The organism is Arthrobacter sp. UYEF36, from assembly GCF_040547025.1.
GTDB lineage: Bacteria > Actinomycetota > Actinomycetes > Actinomycetales > Micrococcaceae > Arthrobacter.
In genome coordinates, this window is sequence record NZ_JBEPOX010000004.1 from 151,746 (window position 1) to 171,612 (window position 19,867).

18 protein-coding genes are annotated in these 19,867 nt (G+C 68.4%); 9 read left to right on the top strand and 9 right to left on the bottom strand.

The features are described from left to right. Positions 1 to 24: 24 nt before the first annotated feature. From ABIB29_RS08545 to dhaM, 4 genes are all read left to right on the top strand, one after another. Positions 25 to 534 carry an amino-acid N-acetyltransferase gene (locus ABIB29_RS08545; RefSeq protein ID WP_354171845.1) on the top strand — a complete coding sequence of 170 codons (510 nt, stop codon included), beginning with the start codon at positions 25 to 27 and terminating at the stop codon, positions 532 to 534. 512 nt (positions 535 to 1,046) lie between these two features. Then, the gene (dhaK, locus tag ABIB29_RS08550) at positions 1,047 to 2,048 is read left to right on the top strand and encodes a dihydroxyacetone kinase subunit DhaK (protein WP_354171847.1); all 1,002 of its coding nucleotides are present in this window, start codon (positions 1,047 to 1,049) and stop codon (positions 2,046 to 2,048) included. 2 nt (positions 2,049 to 2,050) lie between these two features. Continuing rightward, entirely contained in the window at positions 2,051 to 2,677 is a 627-nt protein-coding gene (gene dhaL / locus ABIB29_RS08555) for a dihydroxyacetone kinase subunit DhaL (RefSeq protein WP_354171849.1), read from the top strand. Continuing rightward, a complete protein-coding gene (dhaM, locus tag ABIB29_RS08560; RefSeq protein ID WP_354171850.1) occupies positions 2,674 to 3,348 on the top strand; it encodes a dihydroxyacetone kinase phosphoryl donor subunit DhaM in 675 nt (224 codons plus the stop codon). Before dhaL ends, dhaM begins: the two co-directional genes overlap by 4 nt. 10 nt (positions 3,349 to 3,358) lie before the next feature. Here the strand turns inward: dhaM and ABIB29_RS08565 are convergent, their stop codons facing one another. The 3 genes from ABIB29_RS08565 to ABIB29_RS08575 are packed head-to-tail and all read right to left on the bottom strand — an operon-like array spanning position 3,359 to position 5,460. Continuing rightward, positions 3,359 to 4,051, bottom strand: a complete 693-nt coding sequence (locus ABIB29_RS08565; RefSeq protein WP_354171852.1) for a hypothetical protein — start codon at positions 4,049 to 4,051, stop codon at positions 3,359 to 3,361. Between the two features lie 24 nt (positions 4,052 to 4,075). Beyond that, the gene (locus ABIB29_RS08570; RefSeq protein ID WP_354171854.1) at positions 4,076 to 4,570 is read right to left on the bottom strand and encodes a hypothetical protein; all 495 of its coding nucleotides are present in this window, start codon (positions 4,568 to 4,570) and stop codon (positions 4,076 to 4,078) included. Between the two features lie 53 nt (positions 4,571 to 4,623). Further along, entirely contained in the window at positions 4,624 to 5,460 is an 837-nt protein-coding gene (locus tag ABIB29_RS08575) for an iron-sulfur binding domain-containing protein (RefSeq protein WP_502915583.1), read from the bottom strand. Positions 5,461 to 5,799: 339 nt separating this feature from the next. On the opposite strand from ABIB29_RS08575, the gene ABIB29_RS08580 reads away from it, so the two are divergent. Then, positions 5,800 to 6,468 (top strand): hypothetical protein, encoded by a 669-nt coding sequence (locus tag ABIB29_RS08580; RefSeq protein ID WP_354171858.1) that lies wholly within the window; start codon positions 5,800 to 5,802, stop codon positions 6,466 to 6,468. Positions 6,469 to 6,538: 70 nt separating this feature from the next. Here the strand turns inward: ABIB29_RS08580 and disA are convergent, their stop codons facing one another. After that, positions 6,539 to 7,615 carry a DNA integrity scanning diadenylate cyclase DisA gene (gene disA / locus ABIB29_RS08585; RefSeq protein WP_354171860.1) on the bottom strand — a complete coding sequence of 359 codons (1,077 nt, stop codon included), beginning with the start codon at positions 7,613 to 7,615 and terminating at the stop codon, positions 6,539 to 6,541. Positions 7,616 to 8,076: 461 nt separating this feature from the next. Here disA and ABIB29_RS08590 point away from each other — a divergent pair, with 461 nt between their 5' ends. Together ABIB29_RS08590 and ABIB29_RS08595 are read left to right on the top strand one after the other, a co-directional pair. After that, positions 8,077 to 9,690, top strand: coding sequence for a peptide chain release factor 3 (locus ABIB29_RS08590; protein WP_354171862.1), 1,614 nt, complete (start codon positions 8,077 to 8,079; stop codon positions 9,688 to 9,690). A 240-nt stretch (positions 9,691 to 9,930) separates the two neighbouring features. After that, entirely contained in the window at positions 9,931 to 11,295 is a 1,365-nt protein-coding gene (locus tag ABIB29_RS08595) for a protein kinase domain-containing protein (RefSeq protein WP_354171864.1), read from the top strand. Positions 11,296 to 11,334: 39 nt separating this feature from the next. Here the strand turns inward: ABIB29_RS08595 and ABIB29_RS08600 are convergent, their stop codons facing one another. Then, positions 11,335 to 12,537, bottom strand: coding sequence for a PucR family transcriptional regulator (locus ABIB29_RS08600; protein ID WP_354171866.1), 1,203 nt, complete (start codon positions 12,535 to 12,537; stop codon positions 11,335 to 11,337). A 98-nt stretch (positions 12,538 to 12,635) separates the two neighbouring features. On the opposite strand from ABIB29_RS08600, the gene ABIB29_RS08605 reads away from it, so the two are divergent. Further along, a complete protein-coding gene (locus tag ABIB29_RS08605) occupies positions 12,636 to 13,709 on the top strand; it encodes a ferredoxin reductase (protein ID WP_354171867.1) in 1,074 nt (357 codons plus the stop codon). A gap of 11 nt (positions 13,710 to 13,720) precedes the next feature. After that, a complete protein-coding gene (locus ABIB29_RS08610) occupies positions 13,721 to 14,908 on the top strand; it encodes a fatty acid desaturase family protein (RefSeq protein WP_354171868.1) in 1,188 nt (395 codons plus the stop codon). Between the two features lie 206 nt (positions 14,909 to 15,114). Here ABIB29_RS08610 and ABIB29_RS08615 read toward each other — a convergent pair whose 3' ends face one another. From ABIB29_RS08615 to ABIB29_RS08630, 4 genes are all read right to left on the bottom strand, one after another. Then, positions 15,115 to 15,750, bottom strand: coding sequence for a class I SAM-dependent methyltransferase (locus ABIB29_RS08615; protein WP_354171870.1), 636 nt, complete (start codon positions 15,748 to 15,750; stop codon positions 15,115 to 15,117). Between the two features lie 16 nt (positions 15,751 to 15,766). Continuing rightward, positions 15,767 to 17,878, bottom strand: coding sequence for a heavy metal translocating P-type ATPase (locus ABIB29_RS08620; RefSeq protein WP_502915581.1), 2,112 nt, complete (start codon positions 17,876 to 17,878; stop codon positions 15,767 to 15,769). An 87-nt stretch (positions 17,879 to 17,965) separates the two neighbouring features. Next, complete coding sequence (locus ABIB29_RS08625) at positions 17,966 to 19,468, bottom strand: multicopper oxidase family protein (RefSeq protein WP_354171872.1); 1,503 nt, start codon at positions 19,466 to 19,468, stop codon at positions 17,966 to 17,968. After that, entirely contained in the window at positions 19,468 to 19,758 is a 291-nt protein-coding gene (locus tag ABIB29_RS08630; protein ID WP_354171873.1) for an SHOCT domain-containing protein, read from the bottom strand. Before ABIB29_RS08630 ends, ABIB29_RS08625 begins: the two co-directional genes overlap by 1 nt. Between the last annotated feature and the right edge of the window lie 109 nt (positions 19,759 to 19,867).

Consider the following 19,867-nt stretch of genomic DNA (forward strand, 5'->3'; position numbering starts at 1 on the left):
GCAGTGCCCCCGTAGGATTGGGCTGTGACTGAGACAATCCGCATCCGCCTTGCCCGCACGAGCGACGTCGGGGCGATTAAGACGCTGGTGGCACCTCTGGCCGAGCAGCGGATCCTCATGGCCAAGGAAACCGTGGCCTACTACGAGAGCCTGCAGGAATTCCGGATCGCCGAATCGCCGGACGGCGAAGTGATCGGCTGCGGCGCGCTGCACGTGATGTGGGAGGACCTCGCCGAAGTGCGCACCCTCGCGGCCTCGGATGCCTGGCGGGGGAAGGGCGTGGGCCACGTGCTGGTTGAGCGCCTGCTGGAGGACGCCCGGGCGCTGGGCGTCTCCCGCGTCTTCTGTCTGACCTTCGAGGTGGACTTCTTCAAAAAGCACGGCTTCGAAGTCATGGCCGACCAGACCGCCGTCGACCCCGTGGTGTATTCGGAGCTGCTGCGCTCCCACGATGAGGGCGTAGCCGAGTTCCTGGACCTCGCCCGGGTGAAGCCCAACACGCTCGGCAACACCCGGATGATTAAAACCCTGTAAGCGGCGCCCGGCGGGGCATAAGGGACGGGTCTTCCCATCGATAAATTTGATGGATAAACTGATCCCGGTCCAGGGGGTGGGCCACCCGACTTTCGGAGGCACGAAATTGCACGATCGCGTCAATTTTCCAGATTTCTCCGCATTCCAAATGACTATCGCCGGCGGGGCCAAGCCACACCACGCCACGGACCCGGGCGCCCGGGAAGACACTACCGCAGGCCCGCCCCCAGGCCATCGACCGGACGCCGCATCGGGGCCCGGACGGGCGCCCGGGACGGATCGGGGGCGGCTCAACGCGCCGCCGTTCTCCTGGCTTGGCAGCGACGCCTGGCCCAACTTTGCGTTGTGGGCGGATAAACCCAGCTGACACACCCGCGGATCCGGGGAGGCGGCCGCCCGGCAGCACCCCGGGTCCGCCCCAGAGGTTGTGCAACCGGAGCCTACCGCTGGCAGGGGCCCCGGTAGTAGGGTCAAAGCAAGCAGCCAGGACACACACTCCAGGGAGCACAGCCATGAAGAAGCTCATCAATGATCCCCGCGCCGTGGTTGACGAGTCAGTGGAGGGCTTCGGGCTTGCCCATGCCGACCTCGTGACCGTCTTTTCGGACCCCAAGTACATCGTGCGCAAAGACGCGCCGGTGGCAGGAAAAGTCGGGCTGGTCTCCGGCGGCGGCAGCGGCCACGAGCCCCTGCATGGCGGCTATGTCGGCATGGGAATGCTCGACGCCGCGGTGCCGGGCGCCGTGTTCACCTCGCCGACACCCGACCAGATCCTTCCGGCCACTCTGGCCGTCAACTCGGGCGCCGGCGTCGTACATATCGTGAAGAACTACACGGGCGACGTCCTCAACTTTGAAACCGCTGCGGAGCTGGCCCAGGCGGAAGGAATCGAGGTCCGCACCGTGCTGGTCAACGACGACGTTGCGGTGCAGGACTCGCTGTACACCGCCGGTCGGCGCGGCGTGGGCGGAACAGTGCTGGTGGAAAAAATCGCCGGTGCCGCCGCCGAGCGCGGAGACAACCTCGACGCCGTCGCCGCCATCGGCGACCGGGTCAACCACAACGTGCGCAGCATGGGTGTCGCGCTGACCGCCTGCACCGTCCCGCATGCGGGGTCGCCCAGCTTCGTGCTGGAGGAAAACGAAATCGAGATCGGCATCGGCATCCACGGCGAGCCCGGCCGGGCCCGCATTCCGATGGAAAACGCGGACGGCATCACCGACCGCCTGCTCGAGCCGGTCGTCAGCGACCTCGGCCTGGCGTCCGGGGACAAGGTGCTCCTGTTCGTCAACGGCATGGGCGGCACACCCCAGAGCGAGCTCTATATTGTTTACCGCCGTGCCGCGCAGCAGCTGGCCGGGCAGGGCGTCACCGTGGCACGGTCGCTGGTGGGCAACTACATCACCTCCCTCGAAATGCAGGGTTGTTCCATTACCGTCCTGCGGCTCGACGATGAGATGACGGCCCTCTGGGACGCGCCCGTCCACACCCCGGCGCTCCGGTGGGGAGTCTGACCGTGGGATTGGACGTCAACTGGGCCGTGCGGTGGCTGACCCTCTCGGCCCAGGCCATGGCGGAGCACCGGGAAGAACTCATCGAGCTGGACAGGCCGATCGGCGATTCTGACCATGGCGAGAACATGGACCGCGGCTTCAAAGCGGTGATGGTGAAGATTGCCGAGGCGCCCCCGGAAACGGCAGGGGCGGCCCTGAAACTGACGGCCATGACGTTGATGTCCAAGGTCGGCGGGGCCGCCGGCCCGCTTTACGGCACGGCCTTCCTCCGGGCGGCTACGGCGCTGGGGGAGGCGTCCGACATCGACGCAGCCACCCTCGCCTCGGCGTTCCAGGCTGCCCGGGACGGGATCGTGGCCCGCGGAAAGGCAGAATCGGGCGACAAGACGATGGTTGATGCCTGGACCCCTGCGGTCGACGCAGCCGCTGCGGCGGCCGGGAACAGCGATGTGCTTAAGGTCCTGGTGGCCGCCGCGGAGGCGGCAGAGGCCGGCGCGGTATCCACGGACCCGATGCTCGCCCGCAAGGGACGCGCCAGCTATCTGGGGGAGCGCAGCATCGGCCACCGGGACCCGGGCGCCGTCTCCAGCGCCCTGATCCTGCGCGCCGCCGTCGGGGCAGCTGAATGACGGTCAAGCTCGTCGTCGTCTCCCACAGCGAAAAGATTGCCGACGGTGCCGTCGAACTGGCCGCCCAGATGGCGCCCGACGTCCTGATCCTTCCCGCCGGCGGCACCGACGACGGGCGGATCGGGACCAGCCTCGAGCGGGTCATGGCGGCGCTGGAGCAGGCCGGTGATGCCAGCAGCGACGGCATCGTCGTCCTGACGGATCTGGGCTCGGCCGTGATGACAGCGGAGTCCGCGGTGGAGTTCCTGGCCGACCCCTCCTCCGTGCTGCTGGCCGATGCGCCCCTGGTCGAAGGTCTCGTCGCGGCCGCCGTGGCGGCGCAGGCCGGAGCGAATGCCGAAGGCGTGAAGGAAGCGGCGGAAGCCGTCTACCGGCCCCCGGCCGCCGCACAGCACGTCCACGAGTACCGGCCGCCGGAGGCGACGGGGGACTTTGAACTCATCAACCAGGCCGGCATGCACGCCCGACCGGCCGCGAAGATTGCCGGCGGGCTGTCCGGCATGGACGCCGAGGTGACCGTGAACGGCGCGGACGGCGCATCGATGACGGAACTCATGATGCTCGGGGCGGTCAAGGGAACGGTCCTGCGCGTTGAAGCCAGCGGCCCGGATGCAAGCAAAGCCGTGGACTATCTGCGCGGACTGATCACGGCGGGCTTCGGCGAACCCTAGCGGATTCGCCTCAGACGGTACCGGCCGCGGTCAGGTCTGCTGCTGCCGTGGCGTTCCGGGGTCCGCTCCAGGCGATCCACCCGCCGGCTACTGCCATCAGCACGGCCCCTACGGCCTGGGTCGGGAGGCTGCTTCCCGTCGTCGCCTGCCCCAGCACGACGCCCAGGAGGTAAAACACGACGGCGCCGCCCGCCAAGAGTGCCCCGGCCCAGCGCGGCAGCACGTGGGAACGCCACACCGCGACGCCCAGCAGGGTGTTGCCGAGCAGTGCGAGCAGGAGGCCAACCAGGAACGCCGCCGTCATGGACCCCGGGAATTCCAGCAACATCACCTCCTGGTTTCCGCCCAGGTAGGCCTTGCCGATCGAGGGAGTGGCAAAGGTGGAAATCACGGCCGGCACCAGCAGCAAGGCCGTACCGGCAGCCGCGGTGACCATGGCCGCCAGCGCCAGGCCGCCCACCCGGCTGTTCGCCAGGCAGCAGCCCAGGGCGAAGACGCCGAAAAGTGCCAGGATCGTGCCTCCGGTACTGCCCAGCAAATGGCTGAACTGGTACGAGTCGGAGCTGACAAACAGGGCCCAGGCGTCCGGGTCCTTCTCCTGGTCCGGCTGCGGCTCCAGCGTGGACCAACCCGTGACAAGCCACGAGACGGGCAGTGCCCACAGCCCGGCCCGGATCCAGTGGCTGATGTTTTCCGAGTTCACTTGGTCCACCTTTCTCCACGCTTGCTAGACGGCCCGGAGGCCGTCCGCGTCCAGTAGCACTCCGGCCGAGATGAACCTGCCGCATTGCTCGCCGTAAGGGTACGCAACCCGCGGCGTGAACGTCAGGCTCCGGACCGGCAGGGGGAGGCCGCTGGCGTCGGTGCCGCCCACCGTCGCCTCGATGGGGGATTCCGTGAGCGGATCCAGCATAAGCATCCCGGCAAGGGTGCCGTCAGCTGAGGCGGTGGCGGAACACGGACGGTCCTTGCCGTTCGGCCCCGATTCGCAGCCCTGATCCACGGTGCTGCTGCCCGGGAACAGCTCCAGGTCATCTTCCGTGCAGCGCCCGTCCTGGCAGGCTTTAAGCCGGAGTGTTTTCACCGAACCGGCGTACTCGCGTGCCACCGTCAGCGCAACTACCGGTGCCTGGGCGATCGCCGGGCACACCGCCTGGGGCTGGCACCCCGTGGCCAGCAGTGCAGTGCAACTCAGGCCCACGAGTGTCGCAAACGTGCGCATGCTTCAGGGTAGTTCCAGCAGCCCGGCCGAGCTAGGGCCGTCATTCGGCGGGGTCAGGCGGGCAGCCGGAAACCCGTGGGATGCAGCTCGGCCAGCCCGTCGCTCAGCAGCCCGGCCAGGGCGCGCTCCAGTTGCTCCGGGGCGCAGTCGAGGCGGTGCAGGGCGGCGAGCGGGATTCCGATTCCGGCCGGTTCGAAGCCAAGGTCCGTCGGGGCCCGGCGGAACAGCTCCGCGGCCACCGGCGACTCGGCCACGCGGAGCACCGCCATCACCGCGCCCCGCACCTGACGGTCCGTTCCGTGCCACGACTGCCCCTTCGGTGTGTACGTCGGCGGCGGCTCACCGGCTGCGAGCCACGCGCAGGATCCGCTGACCGGGCATTCCCCGCACTTCGGCGACCGTGCCGTGCACACCAGCGCCCCCAGCTCCATGACGGAGGCGTTCCAGCGGACGGAGGTTCCGGCGTCGTCCGGCAGTGCCTGCGCGGCAAGCCGCATCTCCGCGGCGGTCAGCGCCGGTGAAGGCAGGGCCGCGCCGGAGAACAGGCGCGCGTGCACGCGGCGGATGTTGGTGTCCACCACGGTTTCGCGGCGCCCGAAGGCGAAGGCGGCGACGGCCGCCGCGGTGTAGCTGCCCACTCCGGGCAGCTCCAGGAGTTCCGGGTACGTGCCGGGAACCTTTCCGCCGTGGTTTTCGCCGATGGCGACGGCGGCCGCATGCAGTCGCAGGGCCCGCCGCGGATAGCCCAGCCGTCCCCAGGCCCGGACCGCTTCGCCGGCGGGCTCCCGGGCCAGATCGGCAGGCTCGGGCCAGCGCCGCAGCCATTCCTCCCAGATCGGCAGCACGCGCACCACCGGCGTCTGCTGGAGCATGATCTCGCTGACCAGCACGCCCCACGGCGTGCATTCCGGCGCCCGCCACGGCAGATCCCGGGCGTTCGCCCCGAACCAGGTGTCGAGGGCGTCATGGAGGGCGGTCAGCGGAGCGGCCGCGGGAGGATCGACCGGGCGCGTGGCGGCAGGGGCGGTGAGGGAATCGGCTAGAGCTTTGATGGATTCAGCGTAATAGACGAGGGCCACAGTCCGCCTGCGGCGTGGGAGGGCCCCATACCCGGCGGGGTTCTCTAGCCTAGAAGGATGGGCAGGCATGACAATTCAGGAACACGCGGTTCCCGCCCGGGGGCTTCCGGCAGCGGAGCAACCTCGGGCCGACCCGCGGAGCGCGATTCCGTGCGCAAGCCGGCCAGCAAGCCGGCCCGCAAGCCTGCGAGCAAAGCCTCCCGGAAACCGGCCGGCCCCGTCTACCGGCGCCGCCGGCTTTTCGTGGGCGCCGCCCTCCTGCTGGTGATCGCCGTCGCCTTCGGGGGTTTCGCCGCCGTCTCCAGCGTGGTCAACGCCGGGCAGTCCAATTCCGGCGGGGGAGCGGCCACCCCGGGCCAGGAAGCGGGACCGGCTGCCGGCCCGGAAACCACGCCTTCCCCTTCCCCTTCGGCTACTCCGACAGGCAACGGCTGCGAGCAGAACCTCGTGACTGTCACGGCCGCCACGGACAAAGCCGCCTACGCGGCCGGCGAGAACCCGCTCCTCACGCTCAAGGTGACGAACGGCAACAAGGTGCCGTGCGAGGTCAATATCGGGACGTCGCAGATGGAATTCCTGATCACCAGCGGCTCGGACCGGATCTTTTCGTCCACTGACTGCCAGACGGACTCCACCGAACTGGTGAAGACCATCGCCCCTGGGCAGAGCGAGACGGCGAACTTCCCCTGGCAGCGCAACCGCACGGTCCAGGGCTGCGCGCCGATCGAGGCCAAGCCGGGGGCAGGCGGCGCGTACTACGTCTTCACCGCACGGCTGGCGAACAAGACCAGCCCCAAGGCCGTGTTCCAGCTTAACTAATCCCCATCGACTGCTCCGTAGGCGCCATTTTGAGGCCCTAAAAGGGCCGGTAAGGAGCAGTCGACGGGGGTTAGAGGAAGCGGTCCAGCAGGCTTGCCTCGGCCATCCGGCTCAGGCCCTCACGGACAGTCCGGGCGCGCTGGTCGCCGATGCCGTCCACAGTCATGAGGTCATCGATCGTGGCTGCCATCAGGAACTGCAAACCGCCGAAGTGGTCCACCAGGCGGTCCGCGACGGCCTTCGGCACAGCCTTCAACCCGGACAGCAGCCGGTAGCCGCGCGGCTGGACGACGGCGTCAAGGTTGGCCTCGCCGCCGGCGAAGCCGACGATCCCGGAGATCTTGCCCAGATCGATCAGCTCGGTGGGGCCCAGGTTCACGAGTGCCTTCACGGCCTTCTCGATGTCGTCGGCAGAAGCGTCCGGGCCGGAATAATCGCGGATGATCACGTCACTGCCGGGGCCGCGGCCCACGGTCAGTTCGTCCAACTGGAGGGAGAGCAGCCGCCCGTCCTCGCCGAGTTCAAGCACATACTGCGAGATCTCCTCGGAAATCCGGCGGACCATCTCCTGGCGCTGCAGGGTAACGGCGACGTCGCGGACCGTCACCATGGCCTCGATTTCCAGGGCCGAGAGGGAACTGGTCACCTGGTCCAGGCGCGAACGGTAGCGTTCCAGGGTGGCCAGGGCCTGGTTGGCCCGGGCCAGGACCTTCTCGGAGCCCTCCAGGACGTGCCGCAGCCCGTTCACGTAAAGGGCAATGATCTGCATGGACTGGCTGACCGAGATGACCGGAACGCCGGTCTGGATGGCGACACGCTCCGCGGTCCGGTGCCGGGTGCCGGACTCCTGGGTCTCGATGCTGGAGTCGGGGACCAGCTGGACGGCCGCGCGCAGGATGTTGCTGGCGTCCTTGTCACAGATGATGGCACCGTCCATTTTGGCCAGTTCCCGCAGGCGCGTGGGGGAAAAATCGATACCGATGTCGAAGCCGCCCGAACAGATGGATTCGATGGTCCGGTCCATGCCCAGCACGATCAGTGCGCCGGTCCGTCCGCGGAGAATGCGCTCCAGGCCGTCGCGGAGCGCGGTGCCCGGCGCCACCCGGCCCAGCGTCGCCTTGAGTGAATCTTCAGGGCTCCGAGCCATAGACGTTCCCTTCAAAGGTGCAGGCCCAGCCCGCAAGTGCGCCGGTTTCCAGTGATTGCCGGCAGGATCAAAAGTACTCGTTTCCCCGCTCTCCCCATAGTAGAGGTAAGCGGGCCAACTTCCGCACGGACAAGCCCCAAAGTGGTCCGTCAGGACGTTCCCGGAAGCATCTCCGGAACGGCTCCACGGGCCCACGCCAGGACATGCACTTTGGAGCAGCCGCCGTCCCGCTCCGCCCCGGCAATCCTCCCGCTTCGCGGCTGCGGCACGGGCTGCGATAAACTGGGAGCCTTGGGTGTTCCGTCGGCTACCCGTCGCCGCGCCCCTTTAATCCCAAACAGCAATCCTCCACAGCAGTACCGCACAGCCAGCATGCAGAACAACCCGCGATCCCACCGGGCCAGCCGGATTCCCGCAAGCCGGGGAGCGCGACCATTCAACGCCGCAGCGAAAGTAGCACCGTGTCCCAAGAAGTCCTTAGTCCCGCCCGAGTCCAGGAGATTCACAAGCAGGCGGCCCGGCGTCGGACATTCGCGGTCATTTCACACCCCGACGCCGGCAAGTCCACGCTGACCGAGGCGCTCGCGCTGCACGCGAAGGTGATCGGCACCGCCGGGGCCTCCAGCGGCAAGTCCAACCGCAAGGACACGGTCTCGGACTGGATGCAGATGGAAAAGGACCGCGGCATCTCGATCAGCTCCGCGGCCCTGCAGTTCGCCTACCGGGACACCGTGATCAACCTGCTGGACACCCCCGGCCACGCGGACTTCTCCGAGGACACCTACCGTGTGCTGGCCGCCGTCGACTGCGCCGTGATGCTCGTGGACGCCGCCAAGGGCCTGGAAACCCAGACCATGAAGCTCTTCGAGGTCTGCAAGCAGCGCAACCTGCCCATCATCACCGTGATCAACAAGTGGGACCGGCCGGGCCTGGACACGCTGGCCCTCATGGACGAGATCACCGAGCGCACCGGCCTCCAGCCGATGCCGCTGACCTGGGCCGTCGGTATCTCCGGTGACTTCCGCGGCGTCTGGGACCTGCGCAATGACCGCTTCGCCCAGTTCAAGCGCAACAACGCCGGCGCCAACATCGCCCTCACGGAATACTTCACCCCGGAAGAGGCCGCCGCCAGCCAGGGCGAGGACTGGTCCAACGCCGTCGACGAGGCAGGGCTGGTCATCGAGTCCAACCTCGAGTTCGACGTTGACGCCTTCCACGCCGGAAAGGCGACGCCGATCCTCTTCAGCTCCGCCGCCCTGAACTTCGGCGTGAAGGAGATCCTCGACGCCCTGGTGGACTTCGCCCCGCCGGCAGCCCCCCGGCCCGACATTGACGGCGCCGCCCGGCCCGTGGATGCGCCCTTCTCAGGATTCGTCTTCAAGGTCCAGGCCGGCATGAACAAGGCCCACCGCGACCACGTCGCCTTCATCCGGGTCTGCTCCGGCATCTTCGAACGCGGCATGGTGGTGACCCAGGGCCGCACCGGCAAGTCCTTCGCCACCAAGTACGCCCAGCAGGTCTTCGGCCGGGAACGCGAGGTCATTGACGAGGCCTTCCCCGGGGACGTTGTGGGACTTGTCAACGCCTCCTCGCTGCGGGTGGGCGACAGCCTCTTCCTGGAGGACCCGGTGGAGTTCCCCGCCATCCCGCTGTTCGCGCCGGAGCATTTCCAGGTGGCACGCTCCAAGGACCCCAGCCGATTCAAGCAGTTCCGCCGCGGCATCGAGCAGCTGGAGCACGAGGGCGTGATCCAGGTGCTCCGCTCGGACGTCCGCGGCGATCAGGCCCCGGTGCTGGCCGCCGTCGGCCCCATGCAGTTCGAAGTGGTGGAGGACCGGATGGCGCACGATTTCAGCGCGCCGATGCGCCTGGAGCGCCTGCCGTATTCCGTAGCCAGGATTTCGACGGCGGACGCCATGCCGGCTCTTGCCAACGTGCCCGGCGCCGAGGTGCTGCTGCGCTCCGACGGCGAATACCTCGCCCTGTTCAATGACGTATGGGCCCTGCGCCGGATCGAGAAGAACCACCCGGACCTGACGCTGCTGCCGATCGGCACGCACAACCCAGCCAAGTAGCACCCGGCGCTTGTTTGCGGGCGAAGAAAACGGGTAGCCCGCAGGTCTTCCTGAATCATGAAACCGCGGTATCATAAGTAACCTTGCTAAATATGCGGGCGCCGGGTGTTCTTTCATGCCGGTATTGGACTGATCCGCCCGGCGCCACCGGCGGACCCCGCTATAAGGGACAACGAACACTCCTTGACTGAGCTCATTTCTCAACCGGCTCGTGCCGTTCCGGCCACCAGGAAGCAGCGGATGGAATCCGGCTACCTGCTGAGCGGCCGGTACCGGATCGCCGACCTTATTGGCAGGGGCAGCCAATCCACCGTGTTCCGGGCCTACGACGAACTCCTGCAGCGCGAGGTGGCGGTCAAGCTCTTCCGCCATGATGCGGACGATCTCGAACAAACCCGCCGGCAGGGTGAGGAAATCCGCATCCTGGCCGGTATGAGCCACCACGCCCTCGTGACGCTGTTCGACGCCGGCGCCGACCTGAGCGACCCGGACGACCGGCTCACCTACCTTGTGATGGAACTGGTCCGCGGGCAGGACCTGCGCCATCGCGGCGCTCAGGGTCCGCTCTCGGCAGCACACATGGCCCACATCGGCTATGACCTGGCGGACGGGCTTTCCTACATCCACCACCACGGAATCGTGCACCGGGACGTCAAGCCCGCAAACATCCTGCTTGTGGACTACAGCAACGATGACCGGCGCCCGAGGGCTAAGCTCACCGATTTCGGCGTTGCCGTCGTGACCCGCAGCGGCCCGGTGACGGATGAGGGCGGAACCTCCGGGACACCGGCCTACCTCAGCCCCGAGCAGGCGGCCGGCGAGCCGGTCGGCCCGCTCAGTGATGTGTATTCGCTCGGCCTGGTGCTGCTCGAGGGGCTGACCGGAAAGATGGTGTACCCCGGCGCGCCCATCCAGTCCGCCGTCGCGCGGCTGCTCAACGACCCGCAGATCCCTGAGGAGCTCGCCCCCATGTGGGTTGCGCTGCTGTCCTCCATGCTGGCCCGCGACCCGGCACAGCGCCCGCCGGCCCGGGAAGTATCGCTGGCCCTGCGCCAGGAAGTCATCAACAGCGCCGCGCGTCACCGGATGGACCCGGCTCCGGAGCCCTCGGACGAGGAAGGCCGGATGCGCGCGGTGGAGCGCTACCGGATCCTTGACACCCCGGCGGACGGCGCCTTCGACCGGATAGTGGGACTGGCGGCGCGGATGTTCTCGGTGCCGGTGGCGATCGTCAGCGTGGTGGACCATGACCGGATCTGGTTCAAGGCCCACCACGGCACCGAAGTCACGCAGATCGGCCGCGACCCGGGGCTGTGCGCCTCCGCGATCCTGCAGGAAGGGGCCTGGATCATCGAGGATGCGCTCAGGGATCCCCGCACCCTCGCCAATCCGCTGGTGGCGGGCGAGTTCGGCCTGCAGTTCTACGCCGGTGTCCCGCTGCGCACCCCGGACGGCCACAACCTGGGCACGTTCTGCATCCTGGACCGGGAGCCGCGGGAGTTCAGCGCCGCCGACGCCCGGACGCTGCAGGACCTGGCCGAGATCGTGATGCACGACCTTGAGCTGCGGCTGCAGGGCCGGGAAGCGGTCACCGGCCAGGCGTAGCCGATTCCTAACGCCTGCTCTGTTTAACGCCTGCTCTGTTTAACGCCGGCCGGCGTGGAGCGCCAGTTCCAGTTCGAACCGCGCCTTCGGGTCCTCCAGGGTGTCTCCGAACAGCTCGCGCAGCTGTGCCGCCCGGTAGCCCACGGTCTGCGGGTGGATGCCGAGCTCCGCGGCAACCGGGGCGCGCTGGCCCCAGTGCCGCAACCAGGACAGCAGCGTCTCAGCGAGCCGTTCGCGCTGGGCCGGGCGCAAGCCTTCCAGTGGCGCCAGCCGGCGGTTGGCCAGTTCCGCGATGGCAGAGGGCTCCGCGCCGAGGATCACCTCGGCCAGATGCTCGTCGGCCCAGATCGGCGGGTCCTCAGGGCCGTCCCGGGGCGGCAGCGCCGAGGCTGCCAGTACGGCCAGGCGCAGCGAATCGGGGACTTTCTCCCAACCTCCGGCCGGTCCGACGGCCGCCCCGCGGCCGCGGAGCGCCTTGTCCAGGTCCACCCGCGCGGCCTTGGACTGCCGCGCCGGAACCAGGGCGACGGCGTCGGTCTCGCGTTCGATAACCAGCGTTCCCGGCCCCAGCCGGATCCGCAGCCCGGCTGACCGGTTCACCGGCAGGGTCACCACCACCATCCGCTTCGGCAGGGACCAGTCCGCCATGGCGGCCGTCTGGCGCAGGGCCGCCTCATCGGCCTGGCCCAGCAGGAGCAGGTCGAGCAGCTCGGTGCGCCGGCGGTCCACCGCGCCGGCCCGTTCGGACTGTTCAAAGGCATACGCCTCGGCGCTGACCGCGGACAGCTCGTCAATGTAGGCCAGGATCGATTCGCCCAGGTCCACCACCACGGTCTGGCCCAGGTGGTGCTCCACGGATACCCGGGACATCTCGCGGAAGGTCACGCGGGCCCCCATCCGGTAGGCGCTCAGCAGCGCATCCATACTCCGGCCCTGGCGGAACTCGCCGCTCCCCAGCCCCGCCACGAGTTGCCGGCTTTCCTCCGAGAGGGCGGGCAGCCGGGTTCCCGGAAGCTGCAGGAAGCGCTCCAGTGCGGCTGCCACGCCACGGCGCAGCCCCCGCCCGAAGCGGCCTTCGATCGGCCGGGCATAAGCCGGCACGAGCTGCGGCACGGCGTCGATGATTGCCTCAACAATGCCCGGCATCCTCGGCCGGAGCACGTCGCTCACCTCGCGCGGCAGGGCCAGCCACGGAGGGTCGTAGGCGGGGGAGGTGGGGGTCACTTTCGGGGAAGCGTTCATGAGTATTGGTCCAAAGTTGTTGCGGGGAGATAGTTTCTTTACGTCGATCGTATGCCTTGGGTGAAGAACTATGACCCTGTCTGACATAAGATTAATGAATGATCCGGCTCCGTAAGCTGGCGCGCGCCGCATCTCTACTGACCACCCCACTAGCTCCAGAAGACATTCTGTCGCTGTTCAATCCTGTGTTTTCCGCCCGCCAGTTGCGCGGCGTGGTCACAAGGGTGGTTCCAGAAACGGCCGATTCCGCCACCATCTTCTTCCGTCCCGGCCGCGGCTGGCAAGCACACCTTGCCGGCCAGTGGGCCCGTATAGGCGTCGAGCTCGACGGTGTCCGCCACTGGCGGTCCTACTCGCTCAGCGCCCCCGCCGGGCAGGACCCGGCCATCACGGTCAGCGACATGGGGGCCGTTTCCGGCACTCTCGTGCGCAGTACCAAGCCGGGCGACGTGCTCTTCCTGGCGCCGCCGCAGGGCGATTTTGTCCTGCCGGAGCACCCGCGTCCCCTGCTGATGCTCACCGCCGGGAGCGGCATCACCCCGGTCATGTCGATGATCCGCACGCTCGTTCCGCACCGCCCGGACTCTGACGTCGTCCTCATCCACACGGCCCGGACCCCCGCGGATGCCATCTTCCGCGAGGAGCTGGCCGAACTCGCGGACCAGTTCCCCAACTTCCGCGTCATCCACTGGTTCACCGGCGAACGCGGGCGGCTGGACTTCAGCTCCGCCGTCGGGCTGGAACAGCTTTGCCCGGACTGGCGCCAGCGCGCCGCGTACGCCTGCGGCCCGGAAAGCTTCCTGGACGACGCCGAGGCCCTGTGGGAGGTGGAGACCGCAACCGCTGAGTCCTCCTCGGAGGCCACCCTCACCATCGAACGTTTCAGCACCAAGCTGGCCGGCGGCGCAGGGCACGACGGCGGTCTTGTCACCTTCGAGTCGTCGGACCGCGAAGTCGAAGCCGACGGCGACACCCCGCTGCTCGACGTCGGCGAGGACGCCGGCGTCCTGATGCCCAGCGGTTGCCGCATGGGCATCTGCCACAGCTGTCTTATCCCCCTCCGGGCCGGCCAGGTTCGTGACCTGCGTACGGACGAAGTCCATGGCGAGCCCGGCCAACTAATCCAGACGTGTGTTTCGGCAGCCGCCGGACCCGTTAACCTCGACCTCTGAGGAGTACCCGCATGACGATTATTTCCGACAAGCCTGACCTTTCCGAGGACGCTCCCCAGGCCAAGGCGCCCGTGGCCGTGAAGACGCGGCCCGGCGCCCTTGCCGAGACGGGCAGCCCGACCCTCCGGCCGCCGGCTGCCGCGCATCTCTCCGACGAGCAGGTCGCCGAGCTGGGCCGTGAGCTCGACGCCATCAAGGACGACATCCTTGCCAAGCGCGGAGCCTCCGATGCCGCCTACATCCGCCGCATGATCAAGATCCAGCGCGGACTGGAGATTTCCGGCCGCGCCACGCTGCTGGTCAGCAAGCACAAGGCGGCCTGGGTTGCCGGGACCACCCTGCTCAGCTTCGCCAAGATCCTGGAAAACATGGAGCTCGGGCACAACATCCTGCACGGCCAGTGGGACTGGATGCGGGACCCGGACATCCACTCCACCACCTGGGAATGGGACTTTGTTACCCCGGCGCGCGCCTGGCAGCACACCCACAACGATCTGCACCACCGCTGGACCAACGTCATCGGCAAGGACAACGACGTCGGATACAACCTGCTGCGGATGGACCCGGACCAGGAATGGAAGCCGTTCAACCTGGGCAACCCGCTCTACAACGCCCTGCTGGCCCCGGTCTTCGAGTGGGGCATCGCGATCTATGACCTCGAGCTGAACGACTACAAAGAGGGCAAAAAGTCCAAGGAAGCCCTCACCAAGGACCTCAAGGCCCTTGGCCGCAAGGCGCTCACGCAGTTCACCAAGGACTACGCTGCCACTCCCGCCGTCGCCATGCTGACCGGCTCCGGCAAGCAGGCGCTGTACGGCACCCTGACCGCGAACGCCGTCCGCAACGTCTGGGCGCACGCGGTGATCTTCTGCGGACACTTCCCCGACGGTACGGACACCTTCACCGAGGAAATGGTGGAAGGGGAGACCCGCGGTGACTGGTACGTGCGGCAGATGATCGGCTCCGCCAACATCTCCGGTTCCAAGTTCATGCACCTGATGACCGGCAACCTGTCGCACCAGATCGAGCACCACCTCTTCCCGGACATTCCGTCCAACCGCTACGCCGAGGTGGCCCCGAAGGTGCAGGAGATCTGCAAGCGATACGGCCTGCCCTACACCACCGGCCCGATCTGGAAGCAGGTCGGCTCCACCTGGGCCAAGGTCTTCAAGCTGGCGCTGCCGCCCAAGAAGGCCTAAGCACAGCTCCAACTGGTTTGACTGAAGGGACGCCTGCCATTGCGGCAGGCGTCCCTTTTGCGTGGGGCGTGCCGGACGGGACCGACGCTCCCGCCCAGTTACCTGTCCCGCGACGTGCCAAGGGCAGTGGAAATCCGCGGAAATCCGCGGCCGTGAAGTCCGGCGGGCTGAAGTGACTGGGCGGGAACGTCACGCGGCGGCGGTATTCAGGGTTTGCTGGCCGCCCCCAGGACATGGGCCAGCCGCGGGTTGCCGGGAAGGACCGAAAAGCCGAAGCGCTCAAGGCCCTGCACCGTGAGGCCTGCTGAAGCGATCACGGCGGTCGTGTTCCGGTTCGGGTGGCACCCGCCGGCCATCCGGCTCCACAGCGGCGTGACCAGGTCTTCGGCGGCTCCGAGCAGCCGGTGTGCCGAGCGGACGTGCTCATAGAACAGCAGCAGGCCACCGGGCCGCAGGACCCGGGCCACCTCCGCCAGGGCGACAGACTGGTCCGTCACGCTGCACAGCACCAGGCTGGAAACCACGACGTCGACCGAGGCGTCCGCCGCCGGCAACGACTCCGCCACGCCGTCTTCCACGGTGACCGGCACCTGGGCCCTGGCCGCGGCGGCCCGGGCCAGCTCCCGGAGCGTGGGGTCCGGTTCGAGGGCCAGCACGCCCGTCACTGCGGAAGGGTAGAACGGGAAAGTGGCGCCGTAGCCTGCCCCGATTTCGATGACGGCGCCGTGTGCCACGGCCAGGAGGCGCCGGCGGTGCTCCGCTGCCCCGCGGGCGTCCATCCACGGACCCACGCGGGCGAAGGACCGTCCGAAGGACGGATAGCGGGGGTTGGTCTCCGGCATGGGGGTCACTGTCCGGTCAGTCGACGTCGGCAGGGTTGAGTTTCAGGCCCCGCAGCAGCTGGGCATTGAGGGCCACCACGACCGTGGAGGCGGACATCAGTACGGCGCCGGCAGCCGGCGAGAGGATTACCCCGGCGAAGGCCAGGACGCCGGCAGCCAGCGGCACCGCAATGATGTTGTAGCCCGTCGCCCACACGAGGTTCTGCCACATCTTCCGGTAGCTTGCCCGGGACAGGTCCACCATGGACAGCACCGCCCGGGGGTCGTTCCCGGCGAGGACCACACCGGCGGACTCCATCGCGACGTCAGTTCCGCCGCCGATCGCGATCCCCACCTCGGCCCGGGCCAGCGCGGGGGAGTCGTTTACGCCGTCGCCCACCATGGCCACCCGGAGGCCGCGGGACTGGAGTTCGGCGACCTTCTTGTCCTTGTCCGCCGGGAGGACCTCGGCGAAGACCTCGTCGATGTTCAGCTCGGCGGCCACGGCCTGGGCCACCTGATGGGCGTCGCCGGTGATCATGGCAACCTTGATTCCGCGGTGCTGCAGCGCCGCGACCGCCTGGCGGGATTCCGGGCGCACCGCATCCTCAAGGCTCACGGCCCCCAGCACGGTGTTGCCGTCCACCACATGGAGCACCGCTGCCCCGCGGTCCCGCCAGGCAGCCGTGGCGGCGGCCAGGGGTGGGGGCTCCTCTGCACCCAGTTCCCTAAGCAGGGCAGGGCCTCCCACCAGGATGGACCTGCCATCAATAGTGGCGCGGACGCCGCGGCCGGTCAGCGAGGTGAAATCGCTCGCCTGCGGGATCGGGAGCCCGCGCTCGCGGGCGGCCGCCACGATCGCGCGGGCCAGTGGGTGCTCGCTGTCCGACTCCGCCGCGGCAGCCAGGGCGAGCAGCTCGTCCCGGTCGGTCCCTTCGGCGGCGGCGATGTCCTTCAGTTCCGGCTCACCCTTGGTCAGGGTCCCCGTCTTGTCGAACAGCACGACGTCGACCGTCCGCATCCGCTCGAGCGCCATCCGGCTCTTGATCAGCACACCGGCCCGGGCTGCCCGCTCCGTGGAGATCGCGATGACCAGCGGGATGGCGAGGCCCAGGGCGTGCGGGCAGGCGATCACCAGCACCGTGACGGTGCGTTCCACGGCGTCGGGCATGCTGCCCAGCAGAGTCCAGACGATAAAAGTGATAACGCCGGCCCCTGCGGCGAAGTAGAACAGGAAGGCGGCCGCACGGTCGGCGAGGGCCTGGGCCCGTGAGGAGGAGGCCTGGGCCTCGGCCACGAGCCGCTGGATGCCGGCGAGGGCGGTCTCCTCCCCGATGGCTGTCACCCGGACGCGGAGGCTGTTGTCCGTGGCGATGGTTCCCGCGACCACGGGGTCCCCGGGGGAGCGGAGGACGGTCTTGGACTCGCCGGTGATCATCGATTCGTCGAATTCGGCCTGCCCCTCGATCACGGTTCCATCCGCGGGCATCCGGGCGCCGGACCGGACCAAAATGGTGTCGCCGCTCCTGAGCTCTGACACGCTGACGGTTTCGGTTCCGGACTCCGTGAGGCGTTCCGCCTCGTCCGGCAGCAGCGCCGCGAGGGCATCCAGGGCGCCTTGGGCCGAGCCGAGGGCGCGCATTTCGATCCAGTGCCCCAGCAGCATAATGGCGACCAGCAGGGCCAGTTCCCACCAGAAGTCGAGGTCGAAGCCGCCGATCCCCAGGGTGGTCACCCAGGAGGCGGTGAAGGCGACGGTAATGGCCATGGCGATCAGCAGCATCATCCCTGGTTTGCGGCTTTTCAGCTCATGCAGGCCGCCCTTGAGGAACGGCTGGCCGCCGTAGAAGAAGATGACAGTTCCCAGTACCGGAGGGATCCAGGCGGAGCCGGGAAACACCGGTGGCTGGTAGCCGAGCAGGTGGCCGATCATGGGGCTGAAGAAGACCACCGGGACGGCCAGGGCAAGGGTCAGCCAGAACCTGTTCTTGAACATCGCGACGCTGTGCCCGGCATGCTGCCCGTCGCTGTGGACCATGTGCTCGTCGTCCTGCCGGGTTGTCCCGTGGGGCTGGGGGCCGCTGTGTTCCTCGTGCGGGTGGTTCATTTGCTGGCCGCCAACGGCCTGGCTGGTGTGCCGGTGTTCCATGATGTGCGCTCCTGGGCAGGGTCATCGATGTGTGGAGTCAACTTCACCATACCCCTGGGGGGTATGCTTTGCAAGGTGTTTCTCCGGTCAGCGGACCTCGATCACGCCCATCATGCCGAGGTCCTCGTGGTCCAGGATGTGGCAGTGGTAGACCGAGCGGCCGCTGAAGTCGCGGAAGGCGATCCTCACAGTGGCGCGGCCGTTCGCCGGCACGTTCACCACGTCCCGCATCGCCACGGAGCCGACGTCCTGCCCGTTGTCGCTGATCAGCTGCATCGGCCACACATGCAGGTGGAAGGGGTGGTCCATGGGGCTGGTGTTGACGAGTGTCCATTCCTCCACGGTTCCGGCCGCGGCGGTCGTGTCCGTGCGGGACTCGCTGTATTCGCGGCCGTTGATGGTGAACCGCATCATGCCGCCCATCCCCCCGCCCATGCGTCCCGATCCCGCGCCCATGGACAGGACAAGCTGCCGGCGTGCGGCAACGGCGGCAGTGCGCAGGTCCTCCGGGGCCGGCCGGGACGGGACGGAGCCCGGCGGTGCTGCGGAGGCGCCGCTGACCCGGAAGGTCGCCAGCGCGTCTGCTCCGCGGCCGGGGACCGGCCCGCGCCCCATCACTCCCGGCATGCCGCCGCGGTCATAGCGGAGGGCCTGCAACACGGATTCACCGGCGGCGGCGGTCACCAGCAGGTCCGCCCGGTTGCCCGGCGCCAGCAGGAGTTCGTCCACGGTTTCGGGTTGGGCGGACCGCCCCGAGTCCATGCCGAGCAACTGCAGCTGCTGGCCGTCCAGCCGGAGCCGGAGATAGCGGGCCACGCAGGTATTGATGATCCGCCACCGTTCCCGGGCGCCCGGCTGGGCCGTAAGGAGGGGGTTGCGCTGCCCGTTGAGCAGGAGCAGTTCACCCTCCCGGCCGGCCATGCGTTCCATCGGCGACACGGCGGCGATGTTCCCGGCGCTGTCCAGGGTGGTGTCCGAGACCAGCAGAACCCGTTCCGTGCCCACCGGGATGGCTTCAGGATCTTCGACGATGATTGCCCCGAAGAGCCCGGCGAAGAGCTGGTCTGCGACCATGCCATGGTGGTGCGGGTGGTACCAGTACACGCCCGGCGGGTGGTCCGAAGGCAGCTTGTAACGGTAGTCAAAACCTTGTCCGGGCAGGACCTCAACAAATACATTGTCGCCATCGGCCTGCGGGGACACGTGGAGGCCGTGGACGTGCAGGTTGGTCGGTTCGTTGAGGCTGTTCTCGAGCCGGACGCTGAGCTCATCGCCGGGCCGCAGACGCAGGGTGGGGCCAGGGACGGTGCCGTTGTAGCAGAGGGCCCTGGCCTGGCGGCCGCCGAGCTCCACCCGTCCGGGGGCGGCGTCCAGGGTGAGCTGCAGCCGGCCGTCTGCGCTGCGGAGTTCGGCGGGACCGTGCAGCTCGGGGCCCTGCGCGGGCGCAGCGCCCCCGCCGTTCCCCCCGCCCACGCCAGCCGGCTGCTGCGCGGAAGCCAGGGACCACCACAGCCCGGCGCCGCCCGCCACGGTGGCCGCCGCGCCCAGGCCGCCCACCAGCAGGGCGTTGCGGCGGCTGATCGGCCGCATTACGGCTCCTCGCCGAGTACTTTCACATTCTCGCGGTATTGTTCCGCGGTGAGCTCGCCCCTGGCGAACCGTTCATCGAGGATCAGCCGCGCCTGGCTCTTGCCGCCCGGTGGAGTTCCGGGTGGGCCATAGGGCGGGCCGCCGTAGGGTCCATAGTGGGCCGGACCGCCGCGGTTGGATCCGCCGGTGAAGAGGCGGACCGCGAGCAGCACCAGCACTGCGATCCCGACGAGCAACAGCAGCCCCCAAAGCCACATCCAGCCGAAGCCGTCTCCGTAGTAACCCATCATGGCCTGATCCCTTCGCCGGTAGCCGTTCCTGACCCCAATTTTCCGCCGGATACCCGGCCCGGGCTAGGGTCCTAAGTCGCCTTTCGGGCAGAACTCAGGGAACCAGGGC